Source organism: Collinsella sp. MSK.8.10 (genome assembly GCF_019041915.1).
Taxonomy (GTDB): Bacteria; Actinomycetota; Coriobacteriia; order Coriobacteriales; family Coriobacteriaceae; genus Collinsella.
Map to the genome: position 1 here is coordinate 147,312 of NZ_JAHPYF010000002.1, position 22,802 is coordinate 170,113.

At 60.5% G+C, this 22,802-nt stretch carries 19 protein-coding genes; 5 read left to right on the top strand and 14 right to left on the bottom strand.

What is annotated here, in order from left to right; all coding sequences use genetic code 11:
* Positions 1-311: 311 nt before the first annotated feature.
* From KTF55_RS03740 to KTF55_RS03760, 5 genes are all read right to left on the bottom strand, one after another.
* Entirely contained in the window at positions 312-2,075 is a 1,764-nt protein-coding gene (locus tag KTF55_RS03740) for an AarF/ABC1/UbiB kinase family protein (RefSeq protein WP_217107986.1), read from the bottom strand.
* A gap of 8 nt (positions 2,076-2,083) precedes the next feature.
* Positions 2,084-2,500 (bottom strand): hypothetical protein, encoded by a 417-nt coding sequence (locus KTF55_RS03745; protein WP_117583986.1) that lies wholly within the window; start codon positions 2,498-2,500, stop codon positions 2,084-2,086.
* A gap of 99 nt (positions 2,501-2,599) precedes the next feature.
* Complete coding sequence (locus tag KTF55_RS03750) at positions 2,600-4,123, bottom strand: C69 family dipeptidase (protein WP_217107987.1); 1,524 nt, start codon at positions 4,121-4,123, stop codon at positions 2,600-2,602.
* Positions 4,124-4,489: 366 nt separating this feature from the next.
* Positions 4,490-5,344 carry a bifunctional 5,10-methylenetetrahydrofolate dehydrogenase/5,10-methenyltetrahydrofolate cyclohydrolase gene (locus tag KTF55_RS03755; RefSeq protein ID WP_217107988.1) on the bottom strand — a complete coding sequence of 285 codons (855 nt, stop codon included), beginning with the start codon at positions 5,342-5,344 and terminating at the stop codon, positions 4,490-4,492.
* A 2-nt stretch (positions 5,345-5,346) separates the two neighbouring features.
* Complete coding sequence (locus KTF55_RS03760; RefSeq protein ID WP_217107989.1) at positions 5,347-5,979, bottom strand: cyclodeaminase/cyclohydrolase family protein; 633 nt, start codon at positions 5,977-5,979, stop codon at positions 5,347-5,349.
* Between the two features lie 376 nt (positions 5,980-6,355).
* Here KTF55_RS03760 and KTF55_RS03765 point away from each other — a divergent pair, with 376 nt between their 5' ends.
* The 3 genes from KTF55_RS03765 (at position 6,356) to KTF55_RS03775 (ending at position 10,575) form a co-directional block, all read left to right on the top strand.
* Entirely contained in the window at positions 6,356-6,958 is a 603-nt protein-coding gene (locus KTF55_RS03765; protein ID WP_217107990.1) for a hypothetical protein, read from the top strand.
* Positions 6,959-7,189: 231 nt separating this feature from the next.
* Complete coding sequence (locus KTF55_RS03770; protein WP_217107991.1) at positions 7,190-7,783, top strand: hypothetical protein; 594 nt, start codon at positions 7,190-7,192, stop codon at positions 7,781-7,783.
* 305 nt (positions 7,784-8,088) lie between these two features.
* Complete coding sequence (locus KTF55_RS03775) at positions 8,089-10,575, top strand: phosphatidylinositol-specific phospholipase C (RefSeq protein WP_217107992.1); 2,487 nt, start codon at positions 8,089-8,091, stop codon at positions 10,573-10,575.
* 94 nt (positions 10,576-10,669) lie between these two features.
* Here the strand turns inward: KTF55_RS03775 and KTF55_RS03780 are convergent, their stop codons facing one another.
* Positions 10,670-10,939 carry a hypothetical protein gene (locus KTF55_RS03780; protein WP_217107993.1) on the bottom strand — a complete coding sequence of 90 codons (270 nt, stop codon included), beginning with the start codon at positions 10,937-10,939 and terminating at the stop codon, positions 10,670-10,672.
* A 168-nt stretch (positions 10,940-11,107) separates the two neighbouring features.
* Between KTF55_RS03780 and KTF55_RS03785 the strand changes: the two genes are divergently transcribed.
* Entirely contained in the window at positions 11,108-12,157 is a 1,050-nt protein-coding gene (locus KTF55_RS03785) for a YhcG family protein (protein WP_217108061.1), read from the top strand.
* 57 nt (positions 12,158-12,214) lie between these two features.
* Here the strand turns inward: KTF55_RS03785 and KTF55_RS03790 are convergent, their stop codons facing one another.
* Positions 12,215-13,552, bottom strand: coding sequence for a hypothetical protein (locus tag KTF55_RS03790; RefSeq protein ID WP_217107994.1), 1,338 nt, complete (start codon positions 13,550-13,552; stop codon positions 12,215-12,217).
* Positions 13,553-13,770: 218 nt separating this feature from the next.
* Here KTF55_RS03790 and KTF55_RS03795 point away from each other — a divergent pair, with 218 nt between their 5' ends.
* On the top strand, positions 13,771-14,952 hold the full coding sequence (locus KTF55_RS03795) for a cation diffusion facilitator family transporter (RefSeq protein WP_217107995.1): 1,182 nt from the start codon (positions 13,771-13,773) through the stop codon (positions 14,950-14,952).
* A gap of 12 nt (positions 14,953-14,964) precedes the next feature.
* Here the strand turns inward: KTF55_RS03795 and KTF55_RS03800 are convergent, their stop codons facing one another.
* The 7 genes from KTF55_RS03800 to KTF55_RS03830 all read right to left on the bottom strand — a co-directional run bounded on the left by KTF55_RS03800 (position 14,965) and on the right by KTF55_RS03830 (position 22,754).
* Positions 14,965-15,948 carry a hypothetical protein gene (locus KTF55_RS03800; protein WP_217107996.1) on the bottom strand — a complete coding sequence of 328 codons (984 nt, stop codon included), beginning with the start codon at positions 15,946-15,948 and terminating at the stop codon, positions 14,965-14,967.
* Positions 15,949-16,128: 180 nt separating this feature from the next.
* Complete coding sequence (locus tag KTF55_RS03805) at positions 16,129-17,796, bottom strand: formate--tetrahydrofolate ligase (RefSeq protein WP_217107997.1); 1,668 nt, start codon at positions 17,794-17,796, stop codon at positions 16,129-16,131.
* A gap of 146 nt (positions 17,797-17,942) precedes the next feature.
* Positions 17,943-19,010, bottom strand: a complete 1,068-nt coding sequence (ruvB, locus tag KTF55_RS03810; RefSeq protein WP_118079537.1) for a Holliday junction branch migration DNA helicase RuvB — start codon at positions 19,008-19,010, stop codon at positions 17,943-17,945.
* On the bottom strand, positions 19,010-19,630 hold the full coding sequence (ruvA, locus tag KTF55_RS03815; RefSeq protein ID WP_217107998.1) for a Holliday junction branch migration protein RuvA: 621 nt from the start codon (positions 19,628-19,630) through the stop codon (positions 19,010-19,012). Before ruvA ends, ruvB begins: the two co-directional genes overlap by 1 nt.
* Positions 19,630-20,151, bottom strand: coding sequence for a crossover junction endodeoxyribonuclease RuvC (gene ruvC, locus KTF55_RS03820; protein WP_035137351.1), 522 nt, complete (start codon positions 20,149-20,151; stop codon positions 19,630-19,632). The genes ruvA and ruvC overlap by 1 nt, the downstream gene beginning before the upstream one ends.
* A gap of 137 nt (positions 20,152-20,288) precedes the next feature.
* On the bottom strand, positions 20,289-22,274 hold the full coding sequence (locus tag KTF55_RS03825) for a hypothetical protein (RefSeq protein ID WP_217107999.1): 1,986 nt from the start codon (positions 22,272-22,274) through the stop codon (positions 20,289-20,291).
* Between the two features lie 117 nt (positions 22,275-22,391).
* Positions 22,392-22,754 (bottom strand): desulfoferrodoxin family protein, encoded by a 363-nt coding sequence (locus KTF55_RS03830; protein WP_089572163.1) that lies wholly within the window; start codon positions 22,752-22,754, stop codon positions 22,392-22,394.
* Positions 22,755-22,802 lie beyond the last annotated feature (48 nt).

Genomic DNA, 22,802 nt, shown 5'->3' on the forward strand with positions numbered 1-22,802 from the left:
GGCATACGCCGCAGCCGCATGCAAGATGGGAGGCGATCCGACTTAACCTTAACGGCTCAGGCGCGTCGTCCGATCTGCGACACGAACATCCCGAGCCAAGAGGAATTACGGTTACTGGTACAGCCGGGGACTTGCACCCCGATTCTCCCAAACGCGCAGGAAAACCGCGCATTCGTGCGTCTCCGCACCACCATCTAGGCCATCGATTATTACCGTCAAAATGGTATCACGCAAAAGGGCCCCGCACACAGGCGAAGCCCAAGGTAAAAGCTATTGTTTGCGATAGGAAATTGCGGTGACGGTCGCAGCCTCTAGTGTTTGCCGCCGTGGCTGTTGAGCCAGATATTGCGGCCCAGCATAAGCGCCAGCACCAGCGCGCTCACGTAGCCCATAAAGCCAATGACCGGGATACCAAACACAACCGGCTCGATGCGTGCGTAGTACACCACCGACGAACCGATAAACAGGCCGGCGATAACGATAGCCATCGACATGCGGTCGATAATTCCGCCCAGCTGTCGCAGTGCCTTATCGCTGCTCATGATCTGCGTGTTCACCTTAAGCTGGCCGCGCGTAAGCATGCGCGAAGCCAGCCCCAGGTACTCAGCCGCCTCGAGTGAGCCCTTCGCCGCGCGATAGCTGCTCGCGGCAAGATCGCGCCCCATGTCGCGCACGCGCGCATAGGTGCTTTTCTCGTTTTTAATGTGGGTTTGGATGATCTGGATCATGTTGACGTTGGGCATGTACTCGGTCAGCAAACCCTCGAGCGTCACCATGCCGCGCGCGAACATCGTCACCACGCTCGGCAGCTCAACATCGTTTTTGCGCGCCAGGTTTAGCAGCGAGGTCAAAAACTCGCCGATATCCAGGTCTTTAAGGTCGAGGCCCGCAAAGTCAGCCACGATAAAGTCAAGATCGGACAAAAAGGCCGAATGATCGAGCTCAGCCGAGTCACCACGCGTCACGGCGAAGCGCATGAGCGAATCCTTGAGCTTGGGCACGTCACCCTCGGCCACGGCGAAAATCATGTCCTTTACGATACCGCGATCGTGACTCGACATGCGTCCGACCATGCCCAAGTCGATAAAGTAAACGATACCGTCTTTGAGGATGATGTTTCCCGCATGCGGGTCGGCATGGAAAAAGCCGTCGTCGAGCACCTGCGTCGAGTAGTCCTCGACAATCGCGGCACCGATCTTTTCCAAGTCATAGCCCTCGGCCACCAAGCGTTCAGGATCGGCGATCGAAATGCCGTCGACGTAGTCCATAACCACCACGTGCTCGGTGCACAGGTCCAGATAGGATTTAGGGCACGTCACGCCATGAAAGCTCTTATGGAACTCGTAGAAGTCGTTGAGGTTTTTGGCCTCGGCCAAAAAGTTGGTCTCCTCGCGAAACGAGGTCCACAACTCCTCGACTACGCCGTGCAGGTCAACGAATTGATCGGTGTTGACGAACTTGGAAACGATACGCACCACCGAGCGGATGATATCGATGTCCTGTGCCATAACCTGCTGCGCACCGGGGCGCTGCACCTTGACGGCCACGTCCTCGCCCGTCACCAGACGAGCGCGGTGCACCTGCGCGAGCGACGCGCTACCGAGCGGGTTGGGGTCGATCGCATCGAACATCTCCCCCAGGCGCAGGCCGTATTCTTCTTCCAGACAGCTGAGTACGACCTCGTACGGCACCGGCTCCACGTCGGAGCGCAGACGACGCAGCTCGTCGCAAAAGCGCTGCGGCAGAATCTCGGACCGGTTGGCCAAAATCTGCCCCATCTTGACGAACATGGGGCCGAGTTCCTCGAGCAGGCGGCGCAAACGAACCGGCGTGAGGTTATCCCACACGCGGTACTTTTTGACCAGGCGTACAATCTGCCCAATGCGTTCGCGACGACCCGCCGGCGTGAGCTGGTATTCCTCGTCCGGCGCCATCGCGTCGGGCTCCTCGGGCACCATATCGACGGCGCGCGGCTTCTTGCGAGCGCCCGAGACGGCGGCGTCGACCTCATCGACAACCGCCGCCTCGTCACCCAAGGGATCTAGATTGTTGTAATCGGTGGTGGAATCTGCCATCTGCGCTGCTACTCGGCCTCTTCGGTATCCTTCGCATCGTCGGGCTCAACGGACTCGACGGGCACCGAGGTCACGTTGTCCTCGACCGAATCGACGATGTCGCGCACATGGGCCAGGAAGGCCGTGCGCTCGGGGGCGGTCATAACGCGGACGCGGGCAAGGATGAGCTCGTCGAGCACGCGCTGGGCCGCGGTCTCGCCCTGCATGCCCAAGCGCTCGGTCAGATCGGAGATGGTACCGCCGGCCTGCTCGAACATGTCGGACACACTGCGGGCGATATCGGGGGTGGCGGTGTCCTTGCGGACCTGCTCGCCCTTGGTGTTAAGGTCGTCGAGGACCTTCTTGCCGCCTTCGACAGCAACGGCGGCAGCGCCAAAGCCCACGTTAATGGCGCCGTTAACAAGCTGATCGAGTTTCATAACCATGGTTGTCTCCAATCACAAACAACTGCATTGGCGTTCTTGTACCCAAGATTGAGCGAAAGCGACAAAGCGTTTTAGCGCTATTCGATCGACGGGAAATCCCTACCTCACGTTGTCGTTCATCGCGAAAGAGTTCTTCATGGCGCAGCTCGTGGTGTAGAGCACCTTGCCCAGTAGAGCATCGGTCTCTACGCGAACACGCTCGGCAAAGGCCTCATTGGCGCGTGCAAGCTCGGCAGGCACTTCGGCCTCGGGCAGAACGGCTACGGCAGCGTCGATGTCATGGATCTGCTTGTGGCCCATGCCACCGACCTTCTCCTGATAATCCTCGACCGCGCGACCGCACTCATGGAAGCGGACGTCAGCCAGCGCGCCGATCAGGCGGTTGGCCCAGTAGAAGTTTTCGGACGTCACGCGAGCCTGCGTGTCGGCATAGTACTCGGGCATGATCTCGACGTTGGCGTACAGCGGAACCAGCGCGTTAAACGAGTTGGAGCCAAACGCCATCCACTGCACGGCGCGATAGGCCGGCTGCGCATAGGGACGCAGCTGCAACACGGCGAGCTGGCTGTTGCGGTTGATGCCGATGGGGCGATAGGCGCCACGCGTAGCGGGCGTGCCCTTGCTACCGTAGCAATCGTACTCCGTGCCCTGGTAGTGGCTCGAGAGTACGTACTTGATGTCCTCGATGGTCACCTTGCGCTCGGGCACGCGGCTCCAGGGGATATCGTCGCTCTCGGGCGTGTAGTCGGCGTCGGGGCCATCCCACACGTCGCTGGGGTTGAGACAGCGCTGCATGTACCACGCGCGCGGCGTGTTGTAGACGTGGTCGCTGTCGCTGTGCGAGCCAAAGGCCTCGCGCGGGTTAAAGACCGCAGCCGGGCCGTCGCCCTCGACGCCCAGCGTCAGGTCCAGATGCCACTCGGCCATCCAGGCGCGCAAGTCGGCGGAGCACATGTGGTCGGCCTGGGCGCCCTCGGCGTCATCCAGGTCAAAGCTGTCGATACCCAGCTGGTTGGGCATGGTCACATAGGCGTCGTCAGGCACGCGCTTGGCAATCCAGTGGTGACCACCGATGGTCTCGAGCCACCAGATCTCGTCCACATCACTAAAGGCGATGCCGTTGTTCTCGTAGGTGCCGTAGCGCTCGAGCAGGTCGCCCAGGATGCGCACGCCGTCGCGGGCGGACTTGGCATACGGCAAGACCAGGGTCACCATGTCCTCCTCGCCCAGGCCACCAGGCTGCGCCGGCACATAGCCGTCCTCGCCCTCGTTGCCCTTGGCGGGCACGTAGTCCACGAGCGGATCGGCGCCGCGAACGCGCTCATTGGTGGTGAGCGTCTCGGTTGCAGACATGCCCACATTGAGCTCGTTGAAACCGGCCTCGGCCCAGATGCCGTGGCCCGGGACAACATCGGGGACACTCGTGTAGCGCATGGGGTTATCGGGCAGCTCAACGGTCAGGTGACTCAGGACGCTCGTGTAGACGCGCGGCTGCTCGTCGGGATGCACCACGCGCATACGCTTGGGCTCAAACACCCCGTTGGACGAGTCCTCGTTACGCGCGACAAGCGTCGACCCGTCGTAGCTCGCGTTCTTACCGACCAGAATCGTTGTGCACGGCATGCGCATCCTCCTTGAGCGAAGAAATCAAACGGCAACAGTGTATCGCTTCGGCGCAAAAAGGGCGAAACCACGGCACCTCGGAACCCCCTCGGAACCCCTGTGGTCAAAAAATGCCAAATATGAGTACTGTCACCAATTTAGTAGCAGCAAATTTCCTTGTAATGAGTGCTGAAGATCCCTATTTGTCCAAAAGCGAGACAGCGTTATTCCCCATAGGTTCAATAAAATGGGTTTCCTAACGAGAATGAATATCGTTAGGAAACCCAAAAGACGTAAAACATATGTGACTATCATGGCAACAGTACTCATATTTGGCGCTTTTTGACCACGTGGTATATGGCTAACCCCTCAAACAGCCCAAAACGCCTATTTCGATGCGCGCTCCGCCGCCTCAATCACGTGTTTGGCGAGAATTGCGGTGGTCACAGCCCCCACGCCGCCCGGCACGGGTGTGATGGCGCCAACGATCGGTTCCGCAGCATCAAAATCCACGTCGCCGACCAGTTTTCCGGCAGCCTCGTCCCAATTAATGCCAACATCGATGATCGTCTGGCCCTCGCGAACCGCATCCGCGCCAATCGTGCGCGCGCGTCCAACCGCGGCAACAACAATGTCGGCAGAACAGCACTCGGCAGCTAGGTCACGCGTATGCGTATGGCACGTCGTCACCGTGGCATTGCGAGCCGTAAGCATGGCGGCAACGGGACGGCCAATTACCAGCGAGCGACCAACAACGGCAACTTTAGCTCCATCCAGTTCAACGCCGTAATGGTCCAGCAACGCCAACACGGCTTCTGCCGTGCAGGGAGCAAAGCCCTCGCCTCGCCCCGAAAGCGTGGTGAGCAGCGAGGCCGGCGTCATGGAGTCGACGTCCTTGGCGGGATCGAGTGCCGCGGCAACTGTATCCTCATCAAGCCCAGCGGGCAACGGACGAAACATCAGGCATCCGTGAACAGCGGGGTCGGCATTGATGTCCTCAATAGCCGCCAGCAGCTCATCCTGCGAAACATCGGCAGGAAGCAAAACGCGGCGAGCCTCGATGCCAACCTTCTCGCAGCGCTTGAGGGCGCCACGCTCGTAGGATAGATCGTCCTCGCGCTCGCCCACGCGAACGATGGCCAGCGTCGGCACAACGCCGCGCTCGCGCAAAGCCACGCAGCGGGCAGCGAGCTCCTCGGTCAAAGCACGGGCAACGGGAGCACCCTTCAGCAGCTCTGCCATGGCTATCCCCTCTTCCTTGCGGCGTCAGCGGCGCGGCGTGCCAGAGCATCGGCGCGCGGCAGCCATGTATCCAGCAGTTCATCGCACGCCGCCTCGAGCTCCCCGGCGCGCGCCCGGTCTTTCATAGACGTGGTGTTGGCAAAGAGCGTCAGGCTCGCGCCCTGCATGGCGGCGCGGCAGAACACGGCACCGCACGCCACGTCGGACAGCAACTGGCGCGAACCCTTGTCGGCCATGTCCTCGAGCAGCGCCAGCGCGCGCCCGCAGGCATCCATGATCCGATACGGTGGCATGGCCGCCACATGCAACGCGTCCTGGATTGCCGCAGGTCGAGCCGGATCCTCGTGCGGAATACCATACGCCGCGGACACCTGTCCGTAGGCACGAACGTCCTCGGCGACCAGGCCCACAAGTTCCTGTGCCAACTCGTCTGCCTGAGCAAATGCGCGTGTCAGATCGTCTGCGCGATCGGCAAGCGCGGGATTAGTCGCCCCATAACGAGCAACCATCCCACAAAGCGAGGCACCCAGCGCGCCCACAAAGGCGCTCGCGCTGCCGCCGCCGGGAACCGGCTCGCGCGCGGCCAGCGCCTCGGCAAACCCGCGGCAGGTCTTGTCCATCATCTCTTGGCTCATACGCATGCACCTTCAAGTCATATACATCGGTCGGGCGGAATCGCCGACCAACCGCATCGATCACGTAATGGTGCTAAGTCTAGCCCATAAGTACATGAGCGTCAGCGCACCTGGCCATCGCAGATTTCTATGACGAACGATAGGCGCCGGCAACGCAAACATGGGACACATGGCCCACCTTTCGAGACTCCCGGGCAGCACAAGCTGGGGCATATCTATAAGTAAGGAACCCGTTGGGGCACGGCCGCTCAACGGCCACAAGCGATGAACGGAGGCATAAGCCGCACAGTACACAGAGACATCCGCCGCCAGCGCAATCAGTACCCCAACAGCATACGGCGCCGTGATGTCACCGACAGACAAGGAGGACGCCACCATGATGAAAAAGACCCTATCGATCCTTTCCCTGTGCATCGCCCTCTTTGCCGCGTTTGCCCTTGTCGGCTGCGGCGGGATCGCATCGGGCGGAGGCGGCAGCACCTCAAAGAGCGAAGGCAAGGAAAAGGCCCCCGTCGCCGAAAAGACTGACTTTATCTGGTTTAAGGTCGAGATGCCCGAGGGCGTTGGCGTAAGCGACTCCGCCGGCAAGAACGCCGACAGGGTCCAGCTCACCTTCCCCGAGAACGAGAACGGCTCGGCCGATCGCTTTATCCCCGTTTGGAAAAAGGCGCTGACAGCTGAGGAGTCCCACGCCGACCAGGCAGAAAAGAAAGGCGATACGTTCCAGTGGAAGGATGGCGGGTCCGTCGAGTATAACGGCAGGACGTGGCTCATCGGAACGTACGAGGACAACAGTGGCGTCTCAACACTCCTCTTTACCGACGTTGAGCCGGGAAGTGTCTACGTCCTCATCTCGAACTTCGATCTGCATAAGAAAGAAGCCGAGGCGCTCCTCAACTCCATCGAGTTCCCCGACGACATGACGGAAGCGGTTTCCGAGGCACGCGAAGTCGAGATTTCGAGCATCGAGATCAAGTAGCCGAATCCCGCACACGCCCGCGTACACGCGCCCCAATAAAACAACGGGCACCCAACCCCGGGGAGGGCCGACAGCATCGGCCCTCCCCTCTTTTGGACCCGCGTATATTGCCACTTGTCGGCGCAATTCCAGCCCCCAGAATGGGACACATGGCCCACCAGAACGAGCCGCTCGCGCGTACAGTAAAGGCAGGTAATCCATGGGCGGTTACAGATCGAGGAGGACACGACCATGAAAAAGAAGGCCTTTGCGATTCTCACCCTCTGCATAAGCCTCTTAGCCGCAGTCTCCCTAGTGGGCTGCGGTGGCAGCGGCGGCGCTACCGGAAGCGGCGGTGGCGGCGGAGCAGAAAAGCCAGCCGTGGATATGAGGACCGATTTCATTTGGTTTAAGGTCGAGGTCCCCGAGGGCGTCGAGATCACCGACGTCGCAGGCGACACGGCCGATAGGGCCCAGTTTAAGTTCACCGAGAGCGAGCACGCCAGCGACCGCTTCATCCCCGTCTTCGATCCTGACAAGAACGCCGACGAGCTGTTCGACTACGAGGCAAAGTGGAAGGCCAACTCCGGATGGACCGAGAGCGATCCCGTTAAGTACAACGGCAAGACCTGGCGCAGTGCCTACTTTACGCACTCGGGCGGCGTAACGACCGAATACTTCACCGACGTTGACGGCGGCAGTGTGTATGTGCGTATCGACAACGTCGAGGAGCACAAGGACGCCGTCGAGACCATGATGAAGTCTCTGGAATTTGCCGACGACATCGCCGAGGCCAAGACCGAGGCCATGGACGTCAAGCTCGACGATATCGAGATCAAGCGCTAAGCGACTGGCGAGCGCAACGGGAAACACGGTCGCAGTGCAAACAAGCGACGGTACCCCAGCGCTTCGTACCCAGGGAGGGCCGGTAAACCGACCCTCCCTTTCTTATGCCTGTAGCCGACGAACGCGAGGATGCCGGACGCCGGAACCGCCCCAAATGTGGCAACAGTACGAAAACGACAAACACCCCAACACGTCCGCCCACCGATTTATTGCGCCGCGCAGACAATTAAACCAGCATCTTTAAACATCTGGGCAGTATAGTGACCAAAACTATCGCATAACCGCACTCTGCGAATGGAGAAGTTATGACCGAACACCATGCCATCAGCCGCCGAGCGTTTACGCTGGGCCTAGGGCTTGCGGCGTTGTCACCACTTGCAAGCCTGCCCGAAACCGCAGCGCCGGGCATTCCCCTGCGAGCGGCATTTGCAGACAACACACCCGCACCGTCGGACAGCCTCCACAATTTCGTCATTCGCCTTCGCCCCGCGGGCTATTTTCGCACCGCGAGCGTCAACCAAGACGGCAACGTTCGCGGCAACGTCTGCCACCTGTTTAACGACGGCACGTCCAGCAAGCTCATCCTTGAGAACGTAACGACCAAGAATGACGATACAAACTGGTATGCTATCCGCACCTTGCTCAATTTCGAAGAGCATAAAAAGACGGGCTACAGCATTTGGTCGGTCGACGACGACTCTGACAAAGATGGAAAGGTCATCCACGTATGGGGCGGCGAGTATGACAACAAGCCCAGCCGCGCTTTTGCGTTCGAGCGTCAATCAAACGGAACCTATATCATCCGAGACCGCACGGTCGAGAAAGAAACCGAGAAAAAAGACATTAAGTACCTGGCAATAGAATCGAACGGCAAAGACCAGGACAACAATAAGATCTGCCATAAGAGTGAGAGCATTCCGTGGGAGCTCGAACTTATCGGTTACGACATGAAAAAGAACGATGCCACGGTTAGCAGCATCGACTGGATCACGTATAGCAGCTACGTCGATGGGCCATGTTGGATGAGCCACGTCGACGACGACAAGTACCTCGACGAACTGAGCATCCCGGGTACGCACGATTCGGGCACCTGCAGCGTGGACAACGACACTGAGCCCCAATCCTCGCAAGTAAAATGCCAGCAGGATTACATTCCCACGCAGTTGCTCGAGGGAATCCGCTATTTTGATATCCGGCTCGGAAAGGGCGATGACCCCGGCATCGACCACGGGATTTTCTACCTACTCAAAAAAGACGGGAACTATCTGCATCTCTCCGATGTCATCGGGTACTTCAAAACGTTTTTGAACGAAAACCCGTCAGAAGCGCTCATCATGCTCGCATCGCGCGGCAACGATGAGGCTACCGACGAAAGCATAACGACGGCCTTCGCCAAGGTTATGGCCGATAACCCCAACCTGTTCTACACGTCGAGCCACGTCCCCACGCTGGGCGAGGTGCGCGGAAAGATCGTCCTGCTGCGTCGATTTGGGCTCGCCGGCAACAGCGTAAGCGGCCACACGTGGGGCCTCGACCTCACCCAATGGGATGACAAGATCAAGGCGCATTCCGGGCAGTCGATGTGTCTCGTCCAAGACGCGCGGGGATTTGAAGCCATAGGGGAAACGGGCAATGAAGAGCCCTATTGCACCAAGGTATATGCCCAGGACAAGTACAAACTCACGGGAACCGACAAGCTCAGCTGGGTCGATAATGCGCTGAAGGAAACGACCGGGCGCACGTGCAACAAGGTGGACGTCGTGGACGATGCCGGGGCCGAGGTGCAAGTCCAGGAGCGTTGCTGGTCTATCAACTACACCAGCTGCACGGGCTTGTCGCACGGAGGCAATCCTTTTACCTCGGCACGAGTAGTCAACGAGCATCTGTACAAGAGCCCGTACATCAATCCCAGCGGCACCGAGGATACAAAGTCAGATTACCTCAAGCACATTGGCATCATCGCATCCGACTTTGTTGATGCGGCGCTGGCCCGGAGCATCTACCAGCGCAATTACAATTACGATACGAAGCACACGCAGTCGGCTTCGTGCTGCCTCCCGACCCGCATGCGTATGACGTACGGCGACTCGCTGAGCGATGCCTCGCTCCAGGATGGCAAGACCGTTGGCGAGGGCCATTTCCGCCTTGTCGACAGCAGCAACGTACTCAACGTGGCGGCTTCGGGCCATGCGTTTACCATCGAATACGTGGATGTCGACGCCTTGGGCAACGAGACCGTTACGGGGCTGCAGGGATCCGTGCCCATCGATATCGATCCGCGCGCACTGACACCCCACTTTGAGGGGCTCGAAGGCCTTAAGGCCGGCGAGGATGTGCGCACAAAGGTCGCGGCGCTGCTCGAGGGCAAACTCGAAAACGATGCCTGCACGGCTCAGCTCGAGTTTGTGCACGACGCGGACGGCGCTCCGGGCACGGCAATGGTCGAGGGCGAGGCATTTACCGCGGGAACGTACTGGGTGCGCGCGAACGGTCTTTTGGGCGACGCGGCGCAAAACTACAAGCTTGCTAATGACGGAGCCGCGAGCTTTACCGTAGCGGCCTCGAGCAGTGCAGGCGGCACCGGCACCGACGGTGGCACGGGTTCCAACGCAGGCAGCGCTGATAAGAACGGTAAGGGCAACAAGGGCAAGAACTCGGGCGGAAAACTCGCCGACACGGGCGACGGCTCTGGCATCGCCGCCGGGCTCGCTGCCGCCGCCGTAGCGACAACGGTCGCCGGCGCGGCAATGCTTGCCAACGACCGCGAAAACGCTGGGGACGGTAGCGAATAGGCAAGCCGGCCTTTTAGACACATCGACTCAATGGGGGGCGCAGGACACCGTTCTGTGCCCCCGATTTTTACCTTGGCCCGAACGCCGCCATAGGCTACATCACCATGTTCAGCGCGTTAACAAACTCCTGGGCCTTCGCACGGCTGCTCAGACTAAAGACGCAAGCGGTTAACAGTCGATTGCGCAGAAAAACATTGCGGCCTTTGATTCTATTGACGCCCGTGATGACCTTAAGGTAGACAATCTCGGTGTGCTTGCCACCAAAAGTGCCCTTCTTGAGCACCTCAATACGGTTGGGGTAGATCTTGACGTCTTTATACCTACCCGAACCTTTGTCCTGGAATAGCAGCGTGTTGTTGTCCATACGCGTCACTCCCGTGGGGTTCGCTAAAACTGCCTCTATGGTCACATTTTAACCACCGCAAGGCTCCCATGCGAAGGTGCCAAACAGCACAGTAATGCGAGTCCGCGCGAGGCTTTAAACTAAATGCGATAAAGATGCATTCCACAAGAGGAAAGTGGGGCGACAGTGATGGGTGAACTGGTAAACCGTGGAGAATCGGCAATCGTGCCCGAAGGTTTTTACAAGCAGGTCTCCTCGATTCTCAACGCCGCTCGCGACAAGGCCTATACCGCCGTTAACTTTGCGATGGTTGGGGCATATTGGGAGATCGGCAAGAGTATTGTTGATGAACAGGGCGGAGAGGAGCGCGCCAAGTATGGCGATGCACTGATCGACGAACTTGCCGTTAGATTGACTAAGGATTTTGGCAGAGGCTTCAACGCCAGAAGCTTAAGATACATGCGTCAGTTTTATCTTGCGTTCCCAATCCGGAACGCGCTGCGTTCCGAATTGAATTGGACACATTACCGCAGGTTATCGCGTATAACCGACCCTGATGCTCGCACCTGGTACATGAACGAATGCGCCGATTCTCGCTGGAGCACGCGTCAGCTCGAACGCCAGATCAACACCATGTTCCGCGAGCGCCTACTTGCCAGCAAGGACAAAGAGGCCGTCACCCAGGAAATCCAAGAGAGCGCCCCGGCTCGTCGCCCCGAGGATATCATCCGCGACCCATATGTACTGGAGTTTTTAGGTTTCTCGGACGATGCTACGTTTCGCGAGAGCGATCTAGAGCAGGCGCTCATCACGCATCTTCAGAAGTTCCTGCTGGAGCTTGGCCGTGGCTTCGCTTTCGAGGCGCGCCAAAAGCGCATCACCTTTGATGGACGCCATTTCTATATTGACCTTGTTTTTTACAACTATCTGATGCGCTGCTTCGTGCTCATCGACCTTAAGACCGATGACCTTACGCATCAGGACCTGGGCCAGATGCAAATGTATGTGAACTACTACACGCGCGAGCTCATGAACGAAGGCGACAATCCGCCCATAGGCATCGTGCTCTGCGCGGACAAAAGCGATTCGATCGTCGAGTACACGCTGCCCGAAGACAACGACCAAGTGTTTGCCGCCAAATACCTGCCGTATCTTCCAAGCAAGGAAGAGCTGGCGCGCGAGCTGAGTGCCGAGTACCGCGCCATCAACGAAGCGACTAATGGCGAAGTGCAAGGATAGCGGCACGTTGCGACCGAAACCACCGCACGCGTGCGAGCCGTCCCGTGCTGCGCTTCCCTACTTCCCAAAGATCGCAGCGAGCAAGCCCTTGCGTTTGGGCTTTTCTTCTCGGTAGGAACCCTCGGCGACCGCTGCAACCTGGCGCGGTTGCTCGCCGTCTCCACGGCGCACGATCTGGTATAGGAACGGCGATTTAACGTATTTGACCTCGATGGGCGTGGCGTGCACGGTACTTTCGCCGGACAGATGCAGGCTCGGGTTGAGCGGCGCCACCACATGCGTCTCGCGCTTGTCACTAAACACCACCGCAGCTGCACGACCCGTCTGGCCGTTCACAGCGATACGCACCTGCTCGCCATCGCGGCCATCCGTCGCCGGGCGATCGACAAAGTAGACCGGCACCATCACCAGGCCGTCCTTATGCTTTCGAGCCTTGCGTGCCCAGGTTCGGATGCTCTTTTTATTGAGCCCCAGTACCGCCTCGGCATCGTTGCCGGCAATGTCGAGCGCCAGCTTATCAATGACCACCTGGTCCTTGGTAGACGCATCGACCGAGACGACACGGAAATCGCCTTCCTGCATGGCGGGATCGAACGGACCGACCTTGGCAAAGTCCCACGGCTCCAAAATGCCCATGAGGCGAACATCCAGGTAGTTTGCCCTGGGGTATGCCCAGTCGAGCACCTCGTAGTACACCAGGGTTTCCTTGCTCAGGCCCTTGCCCGGGAAGGACGCCATCATGCGCAGGTCCGCGAGCGCCATGGGGAAGTAGAAGAGCATCATGTCGTTTTGGATTGCGTCTTCCACGTCGTGCCCGGCAAAGGCTTCCGCATACTGGCGCACCAGCTGCAGCGCGTTGGCACGTGCCTGCTGCGGCGAAATCTCGCAGGGAATGCCCTGCTCCGGCACATATTCCGCACCCACGCCCATGGTCAGACGCTTGCTAAACGTCCCCGGCTTGAGCAGGTCGGCAATGCCGATCTTGTTGCCGCAGGACGGGCACTCGAACACACGCTGGGTCGACTCGCCCTCAAAGGACGCTCCGCAGAAGGGGCAAGGAATGCTCACATGCGTGGCCTCTTGGAACTCCTGCGCCGTGCCGCGATCCTCCCACAGCAGATGTTCCAGAACCGACTGATTGCGCCAGTGCGCATTGAAGAAATACCAGTCCGGGTCCTCCGGGCGCTCGAGTTGCGACACATGCGTGAGCTTGAGCAGTCCATCCACCACCGTCAACGGCGTATGGCGAATGCCCAGGGCGCTCTTGGGCTCCCCCGCATCAGCCTGCCACGGAACGACCGTGCCGCAATAGGCGCACTCAAAGCTGCGCTTAGCCTGGTGCGAGTACATAGGGCCGCCGCAGTTTTGACATTTAATGGCAAACATCTCGTCCATGGAAACGTCCTCCTTTGCACAGGGGCTGTCGACATTAAGTATCTCGAGCAAGCAGGCACATGCCCATACCCATGTGGCCCAAAATGGACCACCCAGGCAGACGAGAAGGCTCGCTCGTTAGCACCGGCAGACTATTGCTGCATTTTCTGAGCATCGGTGCACGGCGCCCCCGCGCGAGCTACACTATCCCCTTAAACATGATTGTGAGGACGACCGCTATGCTATTTGTAAATCGGCTGGTACATACGCTTGTTCCCGGCAGCGAGAGCGAGCCGGTCGATACATCTTGCCGCACCAACGTGGGCTTTTCCGCAAGCCTCGTCTGCATTGGCCTCAACATCACCCTGTGCCTGGCCAAGGGCATCGCGGGCCTGCTCGCCGGCTCCGTCTCCCTCATCGCCGACGCTTTCAACAACCTCTCCGATGCCTCGAGCAACATCGTGAGTCTGCTCGGGTTCCGCCTTGCCAGCCGCCCGGCAGACGAAGGCCACCCCTATGGCCACGGTCGCTATGAGTACCTAGCCGGCCTGTTCGTCGCCGTCCTGGTTTGCGCCGTCGGCATCAACCTGGTGCTCGAGTCCGTTACCAAGATCATCAAGCCCTCGCCCACCGCTTACACGCTCGTTTCCCTTGCGGCACTGGCTACGTCCATGCTCGTTAAGCTCTGGATGGCCGCGTTCAACCGCACGCTGGGGAATCGCATCGACTCCGAGACGCTCATCGCCACAGCGCAGGACTCCAAGAATGACGTCATCACCTCGGGCTCGGTCTTGGTGGCGGCGCTTATTTCGCAGACGACTGGCTTTGACCTCGATGGCTGGGCAGGCCTGGGTGTGGGCATCTTCATCTGCATCAGCGGCATGGCCCTGGTGCGCGACGCCATCAGCCCGTTGCTGGGGCAAGCGCCCGACCCCAAGCTCGTCCAGGAAATCCGCGACAGGATCATGTCGTACCCCCAGGTCCTGGGCACGCACGACCTCATGGTGCACGACTACGGCCCGGGCCGCCAGTTTGCCAGCGCACACGTCGAAATGCCCGGCGAGGGCGATGCCTTTGAGCACCACGAGATCCTGGACACCATCGAACACGATATCAAACGCCAGATGGGCATTGGCATTACGCTGCACTGCGACCCCATCGCAACAACCGGTGACGACCTGCGCGGCTGGGTCAAGCGCGGCGTAGCGCAGATCGACCCTGCGCTCTCCATCCACGACTTGCATGAGCACGACGACTTTGTTTCGTTTGACCTGGTGCGTCCCGACGGCTTTGACATATCCGACGAAGAGCTGCTGGAGCTCGTCACGCGCATCGTGCACGAGCGCCGGCCCGATGCATCATGCGTCGTTACGTTTGACTCGGGCTTTAGCTCGCCCGAGCGTCCGGCAGAACAGCTGTAGCCCGCTTAACAGCTAGTTACCCTGTGCGCCCGAAATGCCGTTTTGCAGAGCGTCCCAGGCGTTCGTTGCCATATCGCCCAGATTCTGAGCCGTATCGCCGAGGTTTTGCGCCGTATCGCCCAGCTCTTGCGCCTTGTCTCCCAACTCCTGCGCCTTGTTGCTCAGGTCCTCCAGTGTGTTGGAGCTCGAGCTGTCCGTGGCGCTTTGGCCGCCGGACGAGTTGCCATAGCTGTTCTTGTGCGTGAGCTGAATCTCCAGGTTGCCGTTGTCGTTATAGTAGGCATTCGTAACAACCCAGTTGGAATCGATGACGGGCGTTGAGCCATCGTCGGTCAGGATCACGGCGTTCGAAAGGTCGGCTCCGCGCGACTTGAGGAGCTTCTTGGCGTTGGACCAGTACTGTCCCGGGATATCGCTCAGGTCGACGGCAGCAGACTGGGTGGTCTCGGCCTGCTCGGTCGTGGCATCGGTCGTGGCGCCCCGCTTGTTGAGCATGCCCGACACGATGGCGAACACGACCGACAAGGCAAAGAAGATCGCCAGCACAATCAGGATTTTCTTGATCACGCTCGACGGACGCGACGGTGCCTTCTCCTCGTCCTCACCATACTGCGGAATCGATTTGGGATACTCGCGATACGGCTGGCGCGCATGCGGATCGCGCGACTCATAACGAGACTGAACCTGCGCCGTGCGCGGCATATACGTCGTCTGCTGAGGCTGCGGAATGGGATTATGCGGCAGGTTGTTATAAGCATCTGTCGCCGCATTGCCATACGGGTCCGGCGCCGCATTGTCATACGGGTCCTGCGGTGCATAATCAAACGGATCCCGTGGTGTATCGCCGTAGCCAATAACCCGTGTGGGTTCGGCAGACGCCTGCGTCGCATCGGGAGCAGCATTGCCGGGATTCGGCACGATACGGGCCACATCGGCGCTGCCGCCAGCCTGTGCGGAGCCATATCCGCCCATCACGGTCGTCTTATCCTGGTCCATGCAACGTTTCCTTTCCGTCGCCTGCAAGCATCAAGTTATCCATGCATTCTACCCGCGCAAAAGCCTATGATGGGCAAAGCCCGCCGGTATCTACAAGACATGCGCGTGCCTAAGGATCAAAAAGCCCCGCCGGGCCTTGGTAGGCGCGGCGGGGCGGGCAAGCGGCTATGAGCAGCAGGCTTAGAACAGGCCGGTGATGTTGCCGTCGTTGTCAACGTCGATATTCTCGGCCGCGGGAACCTTGGGCAGACCCGGCATAGTCAGGACGCTGCCAGTCAGCGCGACCACAAAGTGGGCACCGGCGGAAACCTTGAGCTCGCGCACGGTGATGCGGAAGCCCTCGGGGGCGCCCAGCGCCTTGGCGTTGTCGCTAAAGCTGTACTGGGTCTTGGCGACGCACACCGGCAGGTTGCCAAAGCCGTTCTCGCGCAGCTCGGCGAGCTGACGCTTGGCAGCCGGCGTAAAGTCGACGCCGTCGGCGCGGTAGACCTTGGTGGCGACGGCCTCGAGGGCATCGGCGACATCGGCGCCGTCCTCGTAGGCAAACTTGAGCTCGCTCGGCTGCTCAATCAGGCGCATGACCTCATCGGCCAGGTCGAGCGCACCCTCGCCGCCCTTGGCCCAGACCTCAGAAAGCTTGACGTTAACGCCGAGCTTCTGGCACTCGGACTCGATGAGCTCGAGCTCGGCCTCGGTGTCCGTCGGGAAGCGGTTGATGGCGACCACACAGGGAAGACCATAGACGTTCTGGATATTGTCAACGTGGCGCAGCAGGTTGGGCATGCCGGCCTTGAGGGCCTCGAGGTTCTCGTCGTTAAGGTTGGCCTTGGCAACGCCGCCGTTGTACTTAAGCGCGCGGGCGGTGGCGACAATCACGACGGCGCTGGGGCGAACGCCCGTCATGCGGCACTTGATGTCGAGGAACTTCTCGGCACCCAGATCGGCGCCAAAGCCTGCCTCGGTAATGGCGACATCGCCAAAACGCATAGCCATACGCGTGGCCATGATGGAGTTACAGCCGTGGGCGATGTTGGCGAAGGGACCGCCGTGGACAAATGCGGGCGTACCCTCGAGCGTCTGCACCAGGTTGGGCTTGAGTGCATCCTTAAGCAGCGCGGCCATGGCGCCCTGGGCCTTAAGGTCGCGTGCGCGGACGGGCTCGCCGGCATAGCTGTAGCCGACGACGATCTCGCCCAAGCGCTCCTTGAGGTCGTTGATGCTCGTGGACAGGCACAGGATTGCCATGACCTCGGAGGCAACGGTGATATCGAAGCCGTCCTCGCGCGGCACGCCCTGGGCCTTGCCGCCAATGCCGTCGATAACATGGCGCAGCTGGCGGTCATTCATGTCGACGACGCGCTTCCAGGTGATGCGCTTGACGTCAATACCGAGCTGGTTGCCTTGCTGAATATGGTTGTCGAGCATGGCGGCCAGCAGGTTATTGGCGGCACCGATAGCGTGGAAGTCGCCGGTAAAGTGCAGGTTGATGTCCTCCATGGGGATGACCTGGGCCCAACCGCCGCCGGCGGCACCGCCCTTTACGCCAAAGACGGGACCGAGCGAAGGCTCGCGCAGGGCCACGGCGCTCTTGACACCGCGACGGCGTAGACCATCGGCCAGACCGATGGTCGTGGTGGTCTTGCCCTCGCCGGCGGGCGTGGGGTTGATGGCGGTCACGAGGACGAGCTTGGCCTGGTGATTGGTCGGCTCGTTGAGCAGTGAATAGTCGACCTTAGCCTTGTCGAAGCCGTACGGAATCAGGTGCTTTACGTCGACACCGGCGTTCTTAGCCACCTCGGTAATGGGCAGCGGCGTGACGGAACGTGCGATTTCGATGTCAGTAGGCATGGACGGTCCTTTCGTTACCGGATGAGAAAAAGACCAATTCAGCATAGCACGGGCGCGCAATAGTAAAACACCCGTAACCGATGAATGGCGATATGTTTATCCAATGCTCAGCGATAGCCTACAGACCAGCCAAAACAAACCCGCCTCTAAACGGCTGGCTCGATGCCCAAGTGCTCAAAGGTGCGCAAGGTTGCCTGGCGGCCCTGGGGCGTGCGAATCATCAAGCCGCACTGCAGCAGATAGGGCTCATAGACATCCTCGAGCGTACCCGGGTCCTCGCCTACCGCGCTGGCAAGGGTCGTCAGACCCACGGCACGGCCGGAGAACGTCTTGGCAAGCGTCTCCAAAATTCGAATGTCCATCCAGTCCAGACCAAGCTCGTCGATCTCGAAAAACTCGAGCGCCTGACGGCAAATATCAAGCTCAATAGGACCGTTGCCGCGCACCTGCGCATAGTCGCGCACGCGCTTGAGCAGACGGTTGGCCAAGCGCGGCGTGCCACGCGAGCGCGAGCCGATCTCGAGCGCGCTCGGATGGTCTATCGTCACGCCCAAGATGGTCGCCGAGCGCGTCACGATCTGAGCAAGCTCCTCGACCGTGTAGTAGTCCAGGCGATACGAAATGCCAAAGCGGTCGCGCAACGGGCCGGTCAGCATACCCGAACGGGTCGTTGCCGCCACCAGCGTAAACTTGGGAATATCTAGGCGAATCGAGCGAGCGGCCGGGCCTTTACCGATCACGATGTCGAGCGCAAAGTCCTCCATAGCGGGATACAGGACTTCCTCGACCGAACGGTTAAGACGGTGGATCTCGTCGATAAACAGCACGTCACCCGGCTGCAGGTTAGTCAGAATGGCTGCCAGGTCACCGGTACGCGCGATAGCCGGACCACTCGTCGTCTTGATCTGAGCGCCCAGCTCGTTGGCGATAACGGTAGCCAGCGTGGTCTTGCCCAGGCCCGGAGGACCCGAGAAGATCACGTGATCGAGCGTCTCGCCACGGCTCTGCGCCGCCTCGATCAGCACGCGCAGGCTCTGTTTGATATGCTCCTGACCGCAGTAGTCGTCTAGGCGCTGGGGACGCAGGGTACGGTCGACATCGAGGTCTTCGGGTGTCAGTTCCGAGCCCACCATGCGCTCACCGTGCGCCATGGATGCCGCCGGCGAGTTGCCGGGCGTCGCCCACAGGTCCTGAGAGTCATCGGCTTCCCACATCACGCATCCATTCCGAGTCGCTTAAGCGCCGCGCCGAGCAGGTCCTCGACACGCATATCCTGCCCATCATACCCGCTCAGGGCAACCTCGGTCTCCTGCGGGCTAAAGCCCATGGAAAGGAGCGCCGCGCGGGCATCATCGATCGCCGAGGGAGTGGCGGCGGGGACCGGCATCGCAACCTGACCGGGGATTACGTCGACCGGAACAAAGCCCTTGTCCTTGGCAAAGGTACTCTTGAGCTCTAAGATGAGGCGCTGGGCGGTCTTTTTGCCTACACCGGGCACCTTGGCCATGCCCTTGTCGTCCTCGGCCATCACCAGGGAATACAGCTGTCCCACGGTATAAGTGGAAAGCACGGCAAGTGCCAGACGCGGACCGACGCCCGAGACGGAAACGAGCCGATCGAACATCGTGCGCTCGTCCTTGGAGGCAAAGCCAAAGAGCGTCACGGCGTCCTCGCGCACCTGCATACGGGTATAGAGGCGAACCTCGCCGCCGGGCGTAGGCAGCGTGGCGGCAGTGCTGCCCGAAATACCGAGCTCAAAGCCCACGCCCGATACATCGACGACGGCCGAGCTCATCGTGGCCTCGACAAGCGTTCCATGGAGCTGGGAGATCATCAGTATCCGGTTCCTCTCTGTTGATAGAACTCGCCGCCGGTAAGCGCCCGGGTACGGCTTAGGTTAACGTGACAGATGGCGCAAGCCAGGGCATCGGCGGCATGGTCTGGGTGCGGGTCGTGATCGAGCTGTGTGAGCGTACGAACCATATACGCGACCTGCCGTTTGTCCGCGGCGCCGGTGCCCACAACAGCCTGCTTAATCTGCATGGGCGTATACTCGCCAATCTCGAGCGCGCACTCCGAAAGCGCCACGAGCGCGGCACCGCGGGCATGCGCCGTGGGGATGGCCGAGCGAACGTTAGCGCCAAAGTAGATGCTCTCGATAGCCGCGGTATCGGGACGGTAGCGTTCGACGACGCCCTTGAGGTCGCGGGCGATATGCGACAGGCGCACTGCGAGCGGGCTGCCCGCGCTGGTCTCGATACAACCGTAGGCACGGCAGCGAACCTCGCCACGCCGCTCCTCGATAATCCCCCAACCCGTATGGGCCAAACCAGGGTCGATACCCAAGATAACCAAGCCGACCTCCCCTCGCCACAAGCGCAGCGCAAGACAAGGCCCCGCGCATCATTCACGAACGTCTGTTCTAGAATAACACAACGGGGTCAAGATGCTTAGATGAAGTATCGGGGCTGAGAGCGAATCCCATCCCCAGTTTAGTTCTGCGAGAAAAAGGGGAACTGCCTCGGATCCACCGGCGGATGCGGCATCGGGCCACCCTGGGGACTACCTTGCGAGCCGCCCTGACCGCCCATCATCTTATCGATGGCGTCCTGAACCTCGCCCTCGAACTTTTTCATTCCCTCGTGCAAACGACGCTGACCGTCCTCAGAGCGCAGCTCCTCCATCTGCTCGGGCGAAATACCCAGTAGCTCGCCCAGCACGCCCATCATCTCGTTTCGCACGCGCTCGCTCGTATCCTCGTCGGCAAAACGGCGCACCTCGGCGCGCGCCAGCGAATCGACCGTCATACGCTCCTTGCCGTTAAGCCCCAGGTCGGACCACGCGAGCATGTACGGCCAGGAGCGCTCGGCAAACGAACGGGCCGAGACGATCGGCGCCGTCGGCAACATGCGGCGGGCAGCTTCACCCTGTCGAGCGAGCATCAGGAGCAGCGAGCAGGCCTCAGGCTTGCCAGCGACCATCGGGATATCGTCGAAAGATCGATTGCGGTCCACGTGCGCCTCGAGCGCGCCATCGACCTCACCCGGCTCAAGCCCGCCGAGCAGCTGTGCCGCGCGGTCGAGCATATCGACCGGACCGTCGAGCGTCGAGAGCGCCTGCGCCAGCACACGCTCCATGCAATCCTCCACCGCGTTGAGCGTCACGAGCTCTTGGGGCACCACAGAAGACGTGCGGTTGCGCACACGCGCCACAAACTCAAGCGTCGACAGGTACACATCGCCAAAAGGCGCGTAATCGCCCTGATAGCCGCCGCAAAGCGCCGGCGCCGCCAGCGCGTACTCGGTTTTGGACAGCGGGCTCAGCGCCATCGCACCCAGCTCGAGCGCCGTGTCCTCCAGCATGAGGCCCAACGTGCGCGAGCGCAGACGCTCGGCATCGCCCGCCGACACGTCGCGATCGAGCACACGCGCCGCATCCGGTGCATCGCGCTCGACGGTGCGAATGTGCAAACGCTCGGCGATGGCGCGGACGGCGGCACAGCGGGCAGCCTCGGCCTCTTCCTGCGCCGGCGTAAAGATACGGTTGCGCCCCAGCACCAGGCCAATCACATTACGCGGGCCCAGAGCGTCGACGGCCAGCGCCGCCAGCAAAGACGACGGCAAGTCACCCTCGAGTGCCATCACAGCACGCGACGCACCGTGGGCTCGGGCGTTGTCGCGCACGGCGAGCACCAGCGCCTGCCACAGCCACTCCTCGGAACGGAACTCGGGCAGTTCGTGATCTTCCAGGGCATCGAGCATCACGCCACGCTGAATCTCCTGAACCAGCAGGCTCTCCTCAAAACACGGCGCCTGGGCCACCACGCGACCGCAGTCGTCGAGCACAAACGAACCGCCGGTATACACCGACTCGTCATAGGCACCGACCGGCGCCATGCAGGCAAACCACACGCTGCGCTTGGATGCGATCTTGCGGTAGGCGCCGCTGCGAACGGCGGCAATGGCGGCAGTCTCGCGGTCGGTCATGTCAAACGCGTTGAATTGGAAATACGCGATGAGGTCGACGCCGGTCGGCAACATCTCGAGCTCGCGGTCCAAGTCAAAAATCACGGCGATGCGCACGCCGTCCACGTCGAACACCGGCGGCGCCCAACGCGTGTCGTTGTTCTCGCCACGCTGCAAAGCAATGCTCGAACGCGCCGGCACCACATGACCGTCCTTGAGCATCATGTAGTCGAGCAGCGGCTGGCCCTCAAACGAAACCGCCGCGGGCACGATGCAGATCATGTCAAGCTCCTGGATACGCTCGGCGACACCAGTCAAGCCGGCAAGCATGTCGTGCTCAAAGTCGGCAGCGCCCACCAGGCCACCGGGCATGGCGCCCATAAAGAGCGGAGCCGGAACGCACAGCACGCGCGCTCCGCGCTCGTGGGCCAGACGAGCCTGGTCCTCGATGCGGCCGCAAATGCCCTCAATATCACCCAGGCGCATATCGATCTGTGCAAGCGCGAGCTTCATGGCTCAGCCCTTTCCGTCGTAAACCATCGAAATCGTAGTAAAAGCGCCGGCCGCATAATGCAGTCGGCGCTTGCATGTGCATATGCTAGCTATGATACCCCGAGCGGGGGCGCGCTCCTAGAATGTCGCGGACCACAGCCCGTGCAGGTTGCAGTAGGCGTAGACGGTACCGGTCTTGGAGCCGCCCGCGAAAAACGTCGCGGGTTTCATGCCGGGCTCAAGGTAATGGACCTCTAAGCGGCCCTCGGCCTCAAGGGCGATCCACTCAATGTAGTGCTCGGGCAGGCTGGGGTGCTCGACCGAGCCAACGCGGGCGCGAATCACATGACCGTCGCGCTCGGTCTCGACAACAGGCACGTGCTTCTCGTGCGCCGCGTCCTCAGTGTTTGCGGTCAGTTCCGTGCAACCGGCAGGGGTTGCAACGTCGTTGCCAAGAGCGGCGATGAGCTTACCGTCGGGGTCCTTAAAGAATTTCGCCATGATGTTCTCCTTTGCTGATGTGCCGATGTTCTTGATGGTTCTTATGCC